This is a genomic window from Mesobacillus jeotgali (assembly GCF_031759225.1).
GTDB classification, from domain to species: Bacteria; Bacillota; Bacilli; order Bacillales; family Cytobacillaceae; genus Mesobacillus; species Mesobacillus jeotgali_B.
In genome coordinates this window covers 838,366-852,126 of record NZ_CP134494.1, presented here as the reverse complement: position 1 = coordinate 852,126, position 13,761 = coordinate 838,366, and the positions used below count along the sequence as shown (strand labels likewise).

The 13,761-nt window shown below is 46.9% G+C and carries 11 protein-coding genes; 4 read left to right on the top strand and 7 right to left on the bottom strand.

The annotated features are described in order from the left end of the window. Positions 1-136 precede the first annotated feature (136 nt). Positions 137-523 (bottom strand): OsmC family protein, encoded by a 387-nt coding sequence (locus tag RH061_RS04275; protein WP_311074197.1) that lies wholly within the window; start codon positions 521-523, stop codon positions 137-139. A 161-nt stretch (positions 524-684) separates the two neighbouring features. On the opposite strand from RH061_RS04275, the gene RH061_RS04270 reads away from it, so the two are divergent. After that, positions 685-1,863 carry an MFS transporter gene (locus RH061_RS04270; protein ID WP_311074195.1) on the top strand — a complete coding sequence of 393 codons (1,179 nt, stop codon included), beginning with the start codon at positions 685-687 and terminating at the stop codon, positions 1,861-1,863. A 47-nt stretch (positions 1,864-1,910) separates the two neighbouring features. Here RH061_RS04270 and RH061_RS04265 read toward each other — a convergent pair whose 3' ends face one another. Continuing rightward, complete coding sequence (locus RH061_RS04265) at positions 1,911-2,849, bottom strand: DMT family transporter (RefSeq protein WP_311074194.1); 939 nt, start codon at positions 2,847-2,849, stop codon at positions 1,911-1,913. Positions 2,850-3,041: 192 nt separating this feature from the next. Here RH061_RS04265 and RH061_RS04260 point away from each other — a divergent pair, with 192 nt between their 5' ends. Then, positions 3,042-4,961 carry a heavy metal translocating P-type ATPase gene (locus RH061_RS04260; RefSeq protein ID WP_311074192.1) on the top strand — a complete coding sequence of 640 codons (1,920 nt, stop codon included), beginning with the start codon at positions 3,042-3,044 and terminating at the stop codon, positions 4,959-4,961. Positions 4,962-5,375: 414 nt separating this feature from the next. Here RH061_RS04260 and RH061_RS04255 read toward each other — a convergent pair whose 3' ends face one another. Beyond that, positions 5,376-6,191, bottom strand: a complete 816-nt coding sequence (locus RH061_RS04255) for a YihY/virulence factor BrkB family protein (RefSeq protein ID WP_311074190.1) — start codon at positions 6,189-6,191, stop codon at positions 5,376-5,378. 52 nt (positions 6,192-6,243) lie between these two features. Continuing rightward, positions 6,244-6,606 carry a YtxH domain-containing protein gene (locus RH061_RS04250; RefSeq protein WP_311074189.1) on the bottom strand — a complete coding sequence of 121 codons (363 nt, stop codon included), beginning with the start codon at positions 6,604-6,606 and terminating at the stop codon, positions 6,244-6,246. 309 nt (positions 6,607-6,915) lie between these two features. Between RH061_RS04250 and RH061_RS04245 the strand changes: the two genes are divergently transcribed. Both RH061_RS04245 and RH061_RS04240 read left to right on the top strand, forming a co-directional pair. Then, the gene (locus tag RH061_RS04245) at positions 6,916-8,271 is read left to right on the top strand and encodes an alanine/glycine:cation symporter family protein (RefSeq protein WP_311074188.1); all 1,356 of its coding nucleotides are present in this window, start codon (positions 6,916-6,918) and stop codon (positions 8,269-8,271) included. Positions 8,272-8,366: 95 nt separating this feature from the next. Beyond that, positions 8,367-8,591 carry a DUF1128 domain-containing protein gene (locus RH061_RS04240; RefSeq protein WP_311074187.1) on the top strand — a complete coding sequence of 75 codons (225 nt, stop codon included), beginning with the start codon at positions 8,367-8,369 and terminating at the stop codon, positions 8,589-8,591. Between the two features lie 149 nt (positions 8,592-8,740). Here RH061_RS04240 and RH061_RS04235 read toward each other — a convergent pair whose 3' ends face one another. The 3 genes from RH061_RS04235 to nrfD are packed head-to-tail and all read right to left on the bottom strand — an operon-like array spanning position 8,741 to position 13,754. Next, on the bottom strand, positions 8,741-9,325 hold the full coding sequence (locus tag RH061_RS04235) for a molecular chaperone TorD family protein (RefSeq protein ID WP_311074185.1): 585 nt from the start codon (positions 9,323-9,325) through the stop codon (positions 8,741-8,743). 48 nt (positions 9,326-9,373) lie between these two features. Continuing rightward, a complete protein-coding gene (locus tag RH061_RS04230; protein ID WP_311074183.1) occupies positions 9,374-12,472 on the bottom strand; it encodes a molybdopterin-dependent oxidoreductase in 3,099 nt (1,032 codons plus the stop codon). Beyond that, positions 12,462-13,754, bottom strand: coding sequence for an NrfD/PsrC family molybdoenzyme membrane anchor subunit (gene nrfD, locus RH061_RS04225; protein ID WP_311074182.1), 1,293 nt, complete (start codon positions 13,752-13,754; stop codon positions 12,462-12,464). Before nrfD ends, RH061_RS04230 begins: the two co-directional genes overlap by 11 nt. Positions 13,755-13,761: the final 7 nt, after the last annotated feature.

The following is a 13,761-nucleotide window of genomic DNA, read 5'->3' as shown; positions in this document are numbered from 1 at the left end:
ACTTGCTTTTTTACAGCGAAAAAAGAACCCTGTCCTCCCGGAACAGAGTTCATTGTTTCTATTATATTAAACCAGGTAAAATCCAATACTCATTATAGCATATTGCGCTATGGGTGTAACTCGCGTTTCAGAACAATTATTGAACAATTTCAAACGTTTCCTCAACCTCAATGCTGCCTACGACCGATTGGACCATCGAGCAATTTTTCCTGGTCAGAGCCATGGCCTTTTCAATTTTCTTTTCATCCAGATTTTTGCCGGCAATACGGAAGTGAACCGTAATCTTGCTTACTCTGTTCGCTTCTTCCTCAACACGTTCAGCGTCCGCCTTGATATGGATATCCTCAATATCCATCCTCATTTTTTCGAGGACCTTGCGCAGGACCCCGCCGCTGCATACAGCTACTGATGATACGAGCAGTTGGTATGGTCTGAAACCATACTGATCATCACCTGCTACATCAAGCCTGCCAAATTCTGTTTCTGTAAAATAACCAACATCAGGTTTCATTTTGAATTCCATGATACTCTCTCCCTTATCTATCCTCTTATATATTCGTTAATTATGACTATTACCATGAGATTACACTATTTTTTCCTTAATTAAAAATAAAAACCGTTGCACTAAAATTTTTATATCGTTAACATCTAAAGAGTATTAAGTACTTCAGGGAGATTTTAAACATGAACATAAGTATAAAGCTTCGTTTCTGGATTTTGGTCAGCATCGTCGCAATTTCAGGTTTTTCACAGGGAATGCTGCTTCCCTTGATTGCGATTATTTTTGAACAGGATGGCGTGTCTTCATCGATGAATGGCTTGCATGCCACAGGCTTATATATTGGCATATTGATTGCCTCTCCATTGATGGAGGCACCGCTCCGCAGATTCGGTTACAGGCCCATCATCCTTATCGGCGGCTTTACCGTCGCCATCTCACTTGCACTATTCCCATTATGGAAGTCCTTTTGGTTCTGGTTCTTGCTAAGGCTGGCAATCGGGATTGGCGACCATATGCTTCACTTCGCAACCCAGACATGGATTACTTCTTTCTCTCCTAAAGAGCGGATTGGAAGGAATATTTCTCTTTATGGATTATTCTTCGGGCTGGGGTTCGCTGCCGGCCCGCTGATGACAGGTTTCGTAAAAATAAACACAACACTGCCTTTCATAATTTCCTCTGCGATAAGCCTCGCAGCATGGCTGACCGTCTGGCTTTTAAAAAATGAACGGCCAGAACACGACATGGACTCTACTTCATTCTTCGGGACAATGAAAAGGTTCGGGAAAGTTTTCAAATACGCTTGGGTCGCATTCCTGCCGCCGTTCGGCTATGGATTTTTGGAAGCAAGCTTAAATGGGAACTTCCCTGTTTACGCCATGAGATCTGGAATTGGCGTCGATGCGGTCGCACTCCTGCTTCCGGCATTTGCGATAGGGGGAATCCTTTCCCAGCTTCCGTTAGGCATATTGAGCGATAAACTCGGCCGAAGAAATGTGCTGATCTTCGTCACGCTAGCAGGTTTCATCAGCTTTACTGCCGCTGGCATGCTTGAGAATTCAACAGTTGGTCTGCTTATTTGCTTCTTTTTAGCGGGAACGGTGGTTGGTTCCACTTTCTCTCTCGGCATCAGCTATATGGCAGACCTGCTGCCGAAACAGCTGCTGCCAGCAGGCAATTTAATGTGCGGGATCTTCTTCAGCTTTGGAAGCATCAGCGGCCCATTCATTGGCGGGCTGGCGATACAGTGGCTGAATGGCATCAGCTTCTTTTATGTGATCAGCACGATGCTGCTGTTGATTTTCATCGCCCTGGTTGCCGTTCGTCATGATGGGTCAACACAACAGGCAAACTCTGTTTAAGTACAAAAGTGCATGTTCAATCTTCTAAACAACGCAAAACAGCCTCCCTATTTCGCAGGGAGGCTGTTTCTTTTTCGGGCCGGCCGGTTGACAAGCACGATTCCGACGACTACAAATATTAAACCGGCAATGACAAAATAATGTATTGGTTCGGCAAGGAGCACCGCTGATAACATCACCCCGAATACAGGGACCAGGAAAAGATACAACGAGACCTTGCCAACTTGATTGTACTTCATGACATTGTTCCATAAAATAAAGCCTGCCGCTGACAGGAATGCCAGATATAGGAGCATCAAACCTGACTTCAAATCGAAATCGAAAGGCGCTATCCCCACTGAAAAAGCTCCAATTGCAATCAATCCAAGGGACCCCAAAATCATCTGGTAAGCTGTTAAATATATGACCTCCATTTTACCGCTTCCCTGTTTGGCAAGGATATTTCCGTAGGCACCAGCCATCATCGCTCCCATAAGCAGAATTTCGCCGATACCAAAACTGATTTCATAATCTCCATTAGGCCAATTCGCGAATATGACCCCAGTGAATCCGACCATCAGCCCGGCAACCTTCAAACGGCTCATCCTGTCATCCGGATAAAGGAAGTGCGCGAGCAGGATCTGGAAGAATGAAGTTGTACCTGCAATGATCGAACCCTGGATTCCAGTGGAGTAACTGAGTCCGATATAAAAAAGGACATATTGTAAAAACGTCTGGAACAGGCCGATTTTCAGGAGAGACTTAGTCGTTTCGGGCCGAAATTTCATATTCCTTTTTAAAAGAAAGAACATGATCAGGATCAGCAGCCCGGCAAGCAGGAAACGGTATCCTGCAAACAGCATTTGCTCCCCCATCTCTTCCGGCCTGATATCAAGACTGCTATAGCTCAGCTTTATGAACGGGAACGCACTTCCCCAGAGGAAGGTCGCACCGACAGCTGAAACAGCAATTCCAAGCGGGTGGGTAAAAAAGTCTTTTGTTGTCATTAAACTATCTCCTTAGACAGACGCATAATTCTTTCAAAAAGCATATATTGTATGGTAACATAATAGTGAACACAATATGTATTTTTTGACTCGGATTCTCGCTGTCACCAATTTGGTGGCAGCTTTCGTGTTTTTTAAGGGTAATGATTGTGATTATTAGTATCATTTAGAGATTTAAAGGAGGAGAAAAGGATGGCACAGGGAGCAAATGCTTTGTTAAAGAAAAACTCGGTTCCTGAAGTAAGCTTTTTTGAAAAAATAAAGCCTCATGCGGAGCTGATCGCAGCCGGAATCAGTGGGATCCTGATTGCTGCGGGATGGATTTTAAGCAAGGGAGATTCACAAACTGCATCTGTCATCGCTTTTATCCTGGCCTATGTAATCGGCGGTTTTGCAAAAGCGAAGGAAGGTATAGAAGCGACGATTGAAGACAAAGAACTGAACGTCGAGATGTTGATGATTTTTGCTGCGATTGGTTCGGCCATTATTGGTTACTGGACAGAAGGCGCGATTTTGATCTTCATTTTTGCAATGAGCGGAGCACTTGAAACATATACGATGAACAAGAGCCATAAGGAAATTTCCTCTTTGATGGAGCTGCAGCCAGAGGAAGCATTGAGGATTGTGGACGGGTATGAGGAAAAAGTGCATGTTTCAGAACTTGAAATAGGCGACATGATTTTGGTGAAGCCAGGTGAAAGGATTCCTTCAGACGGAAAAGTTGCCAGGGGGCAGACAACGATTGACCAGGCTGCCATCACCGGGGAATCCATCCCGGTTTCAAAGGATTCCGGAGATGATGTTTTTGCCGGTACGGTCAACCTGACTGGATCAGTTACCGTTGAAATCACAAAACGAAATGACGAAACACTGTTCCAAAAAATCATCCAGCTCGTCCAGAACGCGCAAAGTGAAAAGTCTCCATCCCAGCTGTTCATCGAACGGTTTGAGGGCACTTACGTAAAGGTCGTCCTGGCAGTTGTTGTGCTGATGATGTTTGTTCCTCACTTTCTGCTTGGCTGGAGCTGGACGGAGACGTTTTACCGCGCGATGATCCTTCTTGTCGTCGCCTCCCCATGTGCACTCGTTGCCTCGATCATGCCTGCTACTTTGTCGGCGATTTCGAATGGCGCGAAGCACGGAATTTTATTTAAAGGCGGCGTCCACCTGGAAAACCTGAGCCACCTTAAAGCAATTGCTTTTGATAAAACCGGAACTTTGACAAAAGGCAAGCCGGAAGTAACCGATGTGATTGTAGCTGAGGGACTTGATTCTGATGATGTCCTGCTCAAAGCAGCATCGATTGAAAGTCACTCCAACCACCCGCTGGCCAACGCCATCGTGAAACACTCCAAGGAGACGCTTGGCAAAGAGCTTGTTCACCCAGAGAGCATCGAGGATGTGTCTGGCTGGGGAGTGAAGGCCCATTTTGAAAATGAGGATTGGAAAATCGGAAAAGCCGACTTTGTCGGAAGGTCCGCGGCAGAGGCATTCTCTGGCGGAGCCGCTGTAAAGCTTGCAGCACAAGGAAAGACAATTGTTTTCATCGAACGGAATGGCCAGCTTGCAGGTTTGATTGCATTGAAAGACGTTGTCCGTGAAGAAACAAAACAAGCAATCGACCTATTGAAGTCAGAAGGCATCTACACCGTCATGCTCACAGGAGACAGCCAGAACACGGGTAAGGCAATAGCGGCCGAAAGCCATGTGGAAGGATACATCGCTGAATGCCTGCCCGAAACAAAGGTTCAGGAATTGAAGAAATTGAAAGACCAATATGGCCAGGTTGCCATGGTGGGAGACGGCATCAATGACGCCCCGGCACTTGCGACCGCGAATGTCGGCATCGCGATGGGAGAAGGTTCCGATGTTGCTTTGGAAACAGCAGACGTCGTTTTGATGAAAAACGACCTGCCAAAGATCGCCGAAGCCATCAATCTGTCCCGCCGGATGAACAGGATCGTCAAACAAAACATCGTATTCTCGATTCTAGTCATCATGGTGCTCATCGCATCCAACTTCCTTCAGCTGCTCGACCTGCCATACGGCGTCATCGGCCACGAAGGCAGCACTATTTTAGTCATCTTGAATAGCTTGAGGCTGTTGAAATAAAGTTTAGCTCCCGTTGGATAAAACCAGCGGGAGCTTTTTATTGAGCTGTATTGAGTCAAGTAATTGATGACGGACACTTCCTCTTTGCTTTCTCCGCTTTCTGTCCATCATGATCTTGATTAGGACACTTTTCCTCTGCTTCCACCGACTTCTGTCCATCTTGCCCTATCAATAAAGAAAAGCGCCCTCCGAATGGGGGCGCGTGGTGTTAGTGATATCCGTTTGATCCGTTTGCTGAACCGGATGTTTTTTGGCTGTGGTTGCTTTTGCCTTTTTGCTTTGTGCTTCCATCTTTTTTCGTCTTCTTTGCCATCCTGAATTCCCCCTGACATTATAAGTGAGGAGCAAGCCTCTACATTATCTTCTGCTAAAATAGCAGACGTTACCGAGGTAATTTCAGGATAGTTAAAAGTGTCAGCATCCTGTTTTCTTCTCACTGTAATAGGCATTGATTTCTCCGCCAATGATGATGATGTAGGCGGATAAATAGAGCCAGATCATCAGGACGATGATTGCCCCGATACTGCCGTAAGTAGCGGTGTAGGAAGCGAAATTGCTGACATAGTAGGAGAAGCCCAGCGAAACAAGAACCCATCCACCTGTGGCAAAAATTGATCCTGGTAAGCCGCTAACGCAGGTGAGTTTTTTGTTTGGCGCAATCCAGTACAGTCCAAGGAAAACAACAAACAAAATCAAAATACTGATGGCCCAGCGAAGCATATTCCAGACGTAAAGAAATTCTTCCTTCAGGCCAAAATTCGCGAAAAGCCAGCTGCCGATTTCTTTTCCGAACACCGGCAGGATCAATGCGACCAGAAATACAAAGATCATGGCAAAGGTCAAAAAGATTGCCATTAACCTGCTTACGATGAACGACCTTGTTTCCTCTACTCGGTACGCACGGTTAAATGCCCTGACAATGGCATTGATCCCATTTGAGGCTGACCAAACAGTCGCCAGCAATCCAAAGCTCAGCAATTTTCCGTCTTTTTTCATGATATCCTCCAGGCTGTTCTTAATCAGGTCCATCGATTCACCTGGAGCATAATCATCAAAAAAACCGAGGATATCCATTTCTGAAATTGGCAAATAAGGAACCAATGTGACCAAGAAGATTAACAGCGGAAACAAGGAAAGCAAGAAGAAATAGGCAAGCTGTGCGGCAAGAGCCGGAACATCATCTTCCTGTATCCTCTGCCACATATGCCTGAAAAATGATATATCAACCATTGATTCACCTCATTTATGCTTTCCCAGCTCACACCAAGGGCTTGTCAATCAATCATTCATTTTTATCTATATGCTGCTGTCCTTGACCGGATGATGCAATCTTCCTCAGCGTTTCTTTCGTGTCCTTGACCAATTCCGTAACCTGAGGGGGTACATCCTTTATTTCTTCTACTTTTTCAGTGATAAAAGCAACATCCTCTGTTACTTGTTCCACTGTTGCCCGCACTTTATTCGCTGTTTCCCTTAGATCATCAATAAATTCATTTGGATTTTTGATCACATATGCCACACCACTGGAAACCTTGCTGAAATCCTTTTTTACAGCCTGCCGGGTCGATTTTTCCAAAAGAGTAACTGCACCGCCTGCCAGCGCTCCTAAAACCATGCCCATCCAAAATTTACTCGAACTGCCCATATTTTCTCCTCCTAAAGTCTTCCTGATCTTTGCAGGTCTCAACTTGCCTGCATCCTAACTAACATTTTCCACGATTGCCACTACTTCATGCAAGTATTGAGAAAAATAATACAGTTTTTTGGAGTTATCTTCCGTGAATGTAAAAGATCTTTGCTAATTCTCTATTCGCAAAGATCCCTTAACAGCAAGTGCTCACATATGATTTCATTCCCTCTACTAAGTTTTACCTAATAGATATCGCTTGACTTACCACCAATTATCAGAATATTCTTGTACAATAACATTTTTTGAATTCTGAGGGGGAGCATTATGACATTTGAAGATTGGATTGGAAAAATCAGTGGATGGGTTTGGGGCCCGCCTTTATTGATCCTGCTTGTAGGGACGGGAATTTATCTTACCTTCCGCATTGGCTTCTTGCAAATGAGGCTGCTGCCTTATTCACTGAAACTCGCTTTTTCGAAAAAGCAGGACAAACGGTCTGAAGGGGACATTTCTCATTTCCAGGCTTTGATGACAGCACTGGCTGCAACTGTCGGAACAGGTAATATCGCTGGTGTTGCAACAGCAATTTTTACAGGCGGACCTGGTGCCGTTTTCTGGATGTGGATTACGGCCTTTTTTGGAATGGCCACAAAATACGCGGAAGCTGTTTTAGCTGTTAAATACCGGGTTGAGGACGAGGATGGCGAAATGTCCGGCGGTCCAATGTATTATCTTGAACGCGGGCTTGGACAAAAATGGCTTGGTGTCTTATTTGCCTTATTTGGTGCGGTTGCAGCTTTCGGAATCGGCAACCTGGTGCAGTCAAATTCAGTCGCCAGCGTCGTACAGTCGACTTTCTCTGTGCCAGCATGGGTTACGGGACTTGTCCTGACTATTTTCACTGCACTTGCCCTGATTGGCGGAATTAAGAGCATCGGGAAAGTCACTGCTCTTTTCGTGCCAGTGATGGCAGCATTTTACCTTCTTGCTGGTCTTATCGTCATGACCATGAATTTTGACCTTGTCCCAGCAGCAGTTGCACTTATTTTTACAGATGCCTTCACTGGAGAAGCGGTTGCTGGCGGTGCGCTTGGAACGGTCATCCGGATGGGTGTTGCCCGGGGTGTCTTCTCAAATGAAGCCGGTCTTGGATCCGCACCGATCGCTGCTGCTGCAGCCAAGACAGACTTGCCGGGACGGCAGGCACTTGTGTCGATGACCCAAGTGTTCATTGATACAATTGTCATCTGTTCGATCACGGGAATAACCATTGTAATGGGCGGGTTGTACACAGGAGATACAACAGCAGCTGATCTTACTTCAGCAACCTTTGCAAAATTCCTTGGCCAGACAGGCTCTGTAATCGTTGCGATCGGATTGCTGTTCTTCGCATCATCGACCATTATCGGCTGGTCATATTATGGAGAAAAATGCTTCTCCTATCTGTTCAGCAAGAGTGTGGTATTATACTATCGAATCGCATTTGTCGCTGCTGTGTTCATCGGTGCGATTTCCCAACTGGAAGTTGTTTGGGGTGTAGCCGACGTCATGAACGGATTGATGGCCTTCCCTAACTTAGTTGGGCTGCTCGGCCTTTCGGGAGTAGTCGTAGTTGAAACAAGGAATATCTTGAATGCTATTAAAGAAGAAAAGAACGAAACTAACACGTATAGTGCCTGATTGGAATCCGGCGTCATATAGGCGCCGGATTTGTAATTGACTTTTTTTGACGGACGTGGAAAGATGGTTGTACAACCATTGAAAGGATGAACGGAGTGGACTTAACTAAAAATTCCCCTGAAAACGTTGATTTCATGATCGAAAAAATCAAGGAAAAATTGAATGTCATGAACCTTGGCGCAATCAAATCGACGCATTTTGACGGCGATATGTATGAAGAACTGAAGGAAATCTATGATATGATCATGCGAAAAAACACCTTCAGCCCGAATGAAATGCAGGCAATCGCTGAAGAGCTTGGAAACTTAAGAAAGCAGTAATTAGAGCAGGCACTATCAAAGTGCCTGTTTTTTGATGTTTGGGAATGGGTTATCCCAATCAACTCGAAAGACCAGTTGCCAGAGTGAGAATTTCCGAAGAGGTTTCAGAAGAAAACGGTCCCCAATTATGAGGACCGTTTCTTCATTATTTAAGCTGCCTCCACCCACTCGTCGCTCATCATTTCCGCGTAGAAACGGAGGAACTCTTTAAAGAACGGATGGTTGATTTTTGCTTCCGCATTCTGAAGCAATGGTTTCAGGACTGGCTTGATGAATCGGGTCAGCATCTCTCCCTCTATTTCTTCGAGCTGCTTCAGGTGATCGCGGTCGCCTTTTTGTTCCGCCTGGATTTCTCCCTGTAAAATAGAACTCAAGAACGCCGTCATGCTGCCGAAATGGTCTGGCAGCCGGTCTTGCTCGAGCGGAAAATAAAAGGCTGTTTTTTCATAAAGGCCAATCAGGCATAACAGTTCATGCCTGCGGGCTTCTTCATCTTCATTATTTTTACTATAAGATGAAAAATAAGGAGAGACAAAGTGATCTCCCGGTATGAAAAAGTGATTGTCATACCAGAGCTGCACTTCATCCCGATTGTATAAGGAGTGAAATGACAGTTCCTTCACCATTCCTTCAGGGACATCGTTCATGAATGCTTCATAGGTGTCCCAGTCCCCAAGCCAGATGCTTGTCATGATATTCGCAATCGCCAGCTTTCCATATCGTTCTTCCATCATTGTCTCCACCTTCATTTTTCAAGAAATTTCGGAGTTTCTCCGATGTTGTTACGCTTTCTCCACGTCCACGAATACGTCCTGCTGTGCCGGGCCGCCAATCAGCAAGTCTGCGAGATAGCCTTCGAAATAGCTGCCATCGCGGTCTGATAAGGCATTGACTGAGAATCCAAGTCCGCGCGGTTTTGCATAGCCTGATTCTTCATGGAGCGGTTTATTGAATTCATAGCCTGTGTGGCCGTATTTGCCGGCTGGCTCGATTGTTTTGCCGTCCACTTTGACCGCTTTTGAGCCATAGGCATCATGTCCGAAGCTGAAGTTCGCTCCAACCACTCCCGGCTTGATTCCTGGGGTCACGAGCGCACGGCCCTTAACTTTTGAGTTATTGGATGAGATGTAGATTTCATCATCCGTCTTGATGCCTTTTTTCTTCGCGTCAATCGGATTTATCCACAGATAGTTCTCCGGCTTCACTTCACGGAGCCAGGCATTTCCTTCTGTACGGTGCGTTGCCATATTCCTTGATTTCCAGTTGATGAACTGCAGCGGTTTGTTCGGCTTGTAGACTTCGCCATCATATGTCTTGATTTCCTCTGCCACCGGCACGCCTTCAAAGAACTTGCCTGTGTATGCACTCTTGAAGCCTGCTGCTTTTTCATCGTAAAAATAAACCTGTTTTGCCCACTGATACTTGAGTTTGTTGCCGATATATTCATCGCCTGCTGCCTCAAAGCGTCCGCCGCGATTCAATACATAGACGACTTTCTTCCATTCTTCCGGTTTGACAGCATCTTTCAGCTTCTGGATGTCGAAATATTTACCGAGTGCTTTCTGCCTTGCTTTTTCAAAAATTGCCAGTTCTTCAGCATTGGCATCCTTGACGGGCTTCTGGCCGTCAAAGGCGATGTTCGCAATCCGTTTTAAGTAATAATCTTCAGGAGTGTGTATCGCCGATCCGTCTGCCAATGCATTGTCACCGACACCTGGAAGTCCTAAACCTTTTAGTAAATCGATATAAACTTGCTCCGTTGGCCGTGCGTCAGGTACAACCCTTGTCACCGGCTGGATGACTCCGGCGAATTTATGCTTCAGGATCGGGAAGATGTCCTCCGCGTTCCAGCTTTCAAGGTACGCAAGATCCGGCAAAATGAAATCTGCGTATTTGGATGTCTCGCCAATGACCACATCTGATGCTACAACAAGTTCAACCACTTTAGGGTCCCTGATGAATTTAGCCTGCATTTCTGATCTTGGGCCAGCCATGACCGGTGATGTCCTATTGATCAATAAAGCCCTGATTTTATATGGATAGCCTTCCGCGGAGCTTGGAAGGACATCATGGATCAGTTTATTACCGAACGGATACCAAGGGCGTTTTGCCGGATAACCATCTTTTTCAAATAGCGATGTCTTTTCATAAGGAACCTTATGCCTTGTGACCGGGATTCCCCATCCTTTGTTGGCGTTGGGCACCGTAACGAGATCGTAGCGGCCTTCGGTTGCTTTGTATTTCGCGCCAAGTACGGTGTCGCCGCCCTTCCAGTCATGGTTGCCGACAAGGTGGTTCAGCATATTGATGGCACGGACGCTGTAGTAGCCATTCGTGTGCATCGCTGGTCCGCGGTAAGAGTGGATACCGACCTTCTTGCCATGCGAAGTGAATTCACGGGCAATCTGGACAATCTGGTCGACTGGCACATCTGCCTGCTTGGCGTATTCTTCGATTGATTTTTCCATGACCCTGTCTTTAAAAATCCGGAAGACAGATTTCACTTTGATGCCATTAATGGTTGTGTCGATGTCAAGGTCCCCATTCCGCGCCTTTGTATGCGGAACTGGCTTGCCGTTTTCAATCACTACAAATTCTTCGCCGCCGATTCCAAGTTCTTGAGCACGGACGAATGGGCGCTTCTTATCCCCGACATTGACAAGGAAGGAGGCATCGCTCCAGGTTGTTTCGCCATCTTCATTCGCTGCTTCCTGGTTCGGATTGCGGAGATAAATATCATCATATCTGTTGTTTTCGATGATCCAGCGACACATCGCCATTGCAAGCGCTCCGTCCCCGCCCGGTTTTACCGGTACCCACATATGCGCTTTCTCTGCTGTCTTGCTGTAGCGCGGATCGATGACGACCATTTTCATGCCGCGGTCGATGGCATTTGTGATCTGCGGTGCAAATGTAGTCGGCCCACGGTTTGCCACCATTGGGTTTGTGCCCCAGACGATGACCATCTCAGCGTTATCATAATCCGGGATCATCCGTTTCTTCGCTTTTTCAGCATCATGTGAGCGGACATTACCCATTACGCTCGTGATGCCGCAGTATCCTCCGTGATCGTAGTAGTTGGCAGTGCCGAGGCTGTTGGCTGCGAGACGCTCGATGAATTCGCGCCTGTGCCCTGCCATGACGGCAATCTGGTTCGCCTTTGGCCCAAGGTCCGGATGGTTCGTATCGATCAGGATATCCTTGTATTTTTTATCGAAATCGGCCTTTGTCATTTCGCCTGCTTTTAACTTATCCCAGTCAGCCATGACTGCAGCTTCCGGTGCGTATTTCCACATTTCTTTTAACCCAGGTGTGCGAAGGTCCTTGCTGCCCTCGAGTATTTCCTTGTATGCCTCTTCCCAGCTGACCGTTTTCCAGACGCCGCTGCCTCGTTCGCCTACACGCTTCAATGGCTTTTGGATCCGGAATGCATCATAGTTTGTCTGGATGCCGGCCTGCCCTTTCAAGCAAGTGCGGCCGCCACGAAGCCCGCGTCCCGTTTTTGCGACATCCCCGGTTCCTTTTACAGCCTGCGAAACCGGTGTGTCATAGTTGATATGGCCGATTTGCACCATATTGATCGGGCTGTACTGGTTGCCGGCGATCTTACGGACGATGGAAGAGTATGCCCCGCCTGCCGCTCCGGCTGTGATATAGGTTTTGATCGTACATGTCGCATTGCATTGCTGGCATGAAGTGAAGATGACATTTTCCGCTGTATAATCCTGATAATCCGTGCCGGTACCGTGCGGCTCATCGATCCAGACATCGCCCATGACCTGCTTGATTGGCCCGACGAATGCCGGTCCGACGAATGCGACCGCTCCAAGCGTTCCGAGCGCTTTTAAAAACCCACGGCGTTTCATTGGTTTATTTTCCATTATGGCTCACCTCGTCAGAAGTTTCTTCGATCGGCAGCAGCAGCTCACCGAATGAGTAGATTAATAGCCCCATGGCGACGACGCCGACGCTGACCATCCATTCCTTGATTGTTGGTGCGTAATTGCCCCATGGCAGTTCGTGGAACACCGGTGTGACTAGCGGCGGGACAACAATATTGAAGCGGACTCCGATGATCCCGATGACAATCAGGACAGCAGCCACAAGCAGTGCATTGACGTTCTGGCTCGTTTTTTTCCAGAAAACAATCGTGATCGGGATGACGGCTCCCAGGAACATTTGCACGAACCAGAACGACCAGGCTTTTTCACTGGCCATCATCGTTGCCAGTGTATCAAGGTGTTCTGCCTCAAGTCCGTACCAGCCGATCAGATATTCATAGAATTGGAGGCCAAGGTCGATGATCAGGAAGCCGACCATCAATTTTGCCAGTGAGACGACCATTCCCCGGTCAACAGGCTGTTTCTGCACTTTTTTCTTGATGATATACATCGCTAACAGAAGAGCCGTTCCCGAAACCATCGCCGATACGACAAAGATGATCGGGAATAAAGCGGTATGCCATGCCGGCCTTGCTTTTACAACAGCGAAGATCGTACCAGTTCCGCCGTGGACCCCGAGGATCGCCAGGGGAATCCCGATCGTGCCAAGGATTTTCATCCACATATGGTCACGCTTTTTAGTTGCAGCATTGATGGTTGCGTTTTTAAAAGTGATGAATCTTGCGATAAAACCTTTCAATGAGTTCGTTCTTGCCGCGCGGACGAGGTCTTCCCTCATCGCGATATACAGTTCAACCGTTAATAGGCCGATATAGACCAGGTAAAAGTGGACTTCCCACGCAAGCGGTGAAGTGACATTCCAGTAGATGATCGCATTGAGCATGCGCTCCGGACGGCCAAGGTCCATCAGGACGAAGGTCAGCGCGACGATCATACAGACAATCGCGGTGAAAAGCGCCGCCTTACCAACTCTCTCGTACTCTTCCATCCCGAAAACGTAGATCAGGGTTGATAGCAGGAACGAACCCGCACTCAAACCCACGAAGAAGATGTAAAAAGCGATCCACGCTCCCCACGGGGTGATGCTTGATAGATTCGTAGCCGCAAGCCCCGTGAAGAAGCGCTCTACGATAAAATAACCGCCGATCAAAAAGGCAACAGTTAAAGCTGAAATCCATATTTTAAAAGCATTTGATATCGTCACATTGACTTTTGGTTTTGTTGTGCTTTTCTCTTTTAAATCAACAGCAAGATTGGCCATCGCCATT

What these genes read in the sequence shown, in the direction of transcription:
- RH061_RS04275 (WP_311074197.1), bottom strand. Translation starts at nt 523, where the DNA reads ATGGAATTCAAAATGAAACCTGATGTTGGTTATTTTACAGAAACAGAA.
- RH061_RS04245 (WP_311074188.1), top strand. Translation starts at nt 6,916, where the DNA reads ATGACATTTGAAGATTGGATTGGAAAAATCAGTGGATGGGTTTGGGGC.
- RH061_RS04270 (WP_311074195.1), top strand. Translation starts at nt 685, where the DNA reads ATGAACATAAGTATAAAGCTTCGTTTCTGGATTTTGGTCAGCATCGTC.
- RH061_RS04260 (WP_311074192.1), top strand. Translation starts at nt 3,042, where the DNA reads ATGGCACAGGGAGCAAATGCTTTGTTAAAGAAAAACTCGGTTCCTGAA.
- nrfD (WP_311074182.1), bottom strand. Translation starts at nt 13,754, where the DNA reads ATGGCCAATCTTGCTGTTGATTTAAAAGAGAAAAGCACAACAAAACCA.
- RH061_RS04265 (WP_311074194.1), bottom strand. Translation starts at nt 2,849, where the DNA reads ATGACAACAAAAGACTTTTTTACCCACCCGCTTGGAATTGCTGTTTCA.
- RH061_RS04250 (WP_311074189.1), bottom strand. Translation starts at nt 6,606, where the DNA reads ATGGGCAGTTCGAGTAAATTTTGGATGGGCATGGTTTTAGGAGCGCTG.
- RH061_RS04235 (WP_311074185.1), bottom strand. Translation starts at nt 9,325, where the DNA reads ATGATGGAAGAACGATATGGAAAGCTGGCGATTGCGAATATCATGACA.
- RH061_RS04230 (WP_311074183.1), bottom strand. Translation starts at nt 12,472, where the DNA reads ATGGAAAATAAACCAATGAAACGCCGTGGGTTTTTAAAAGCGCTCGGA.
- RH061_RS04255 (WP_311074190.1), bottom strand. Translation starts at nt 6,191, where the DNA reads ATGGTTGATATATCATTTTTCAGGCATATGTGGCAGAGGATACAGGAA.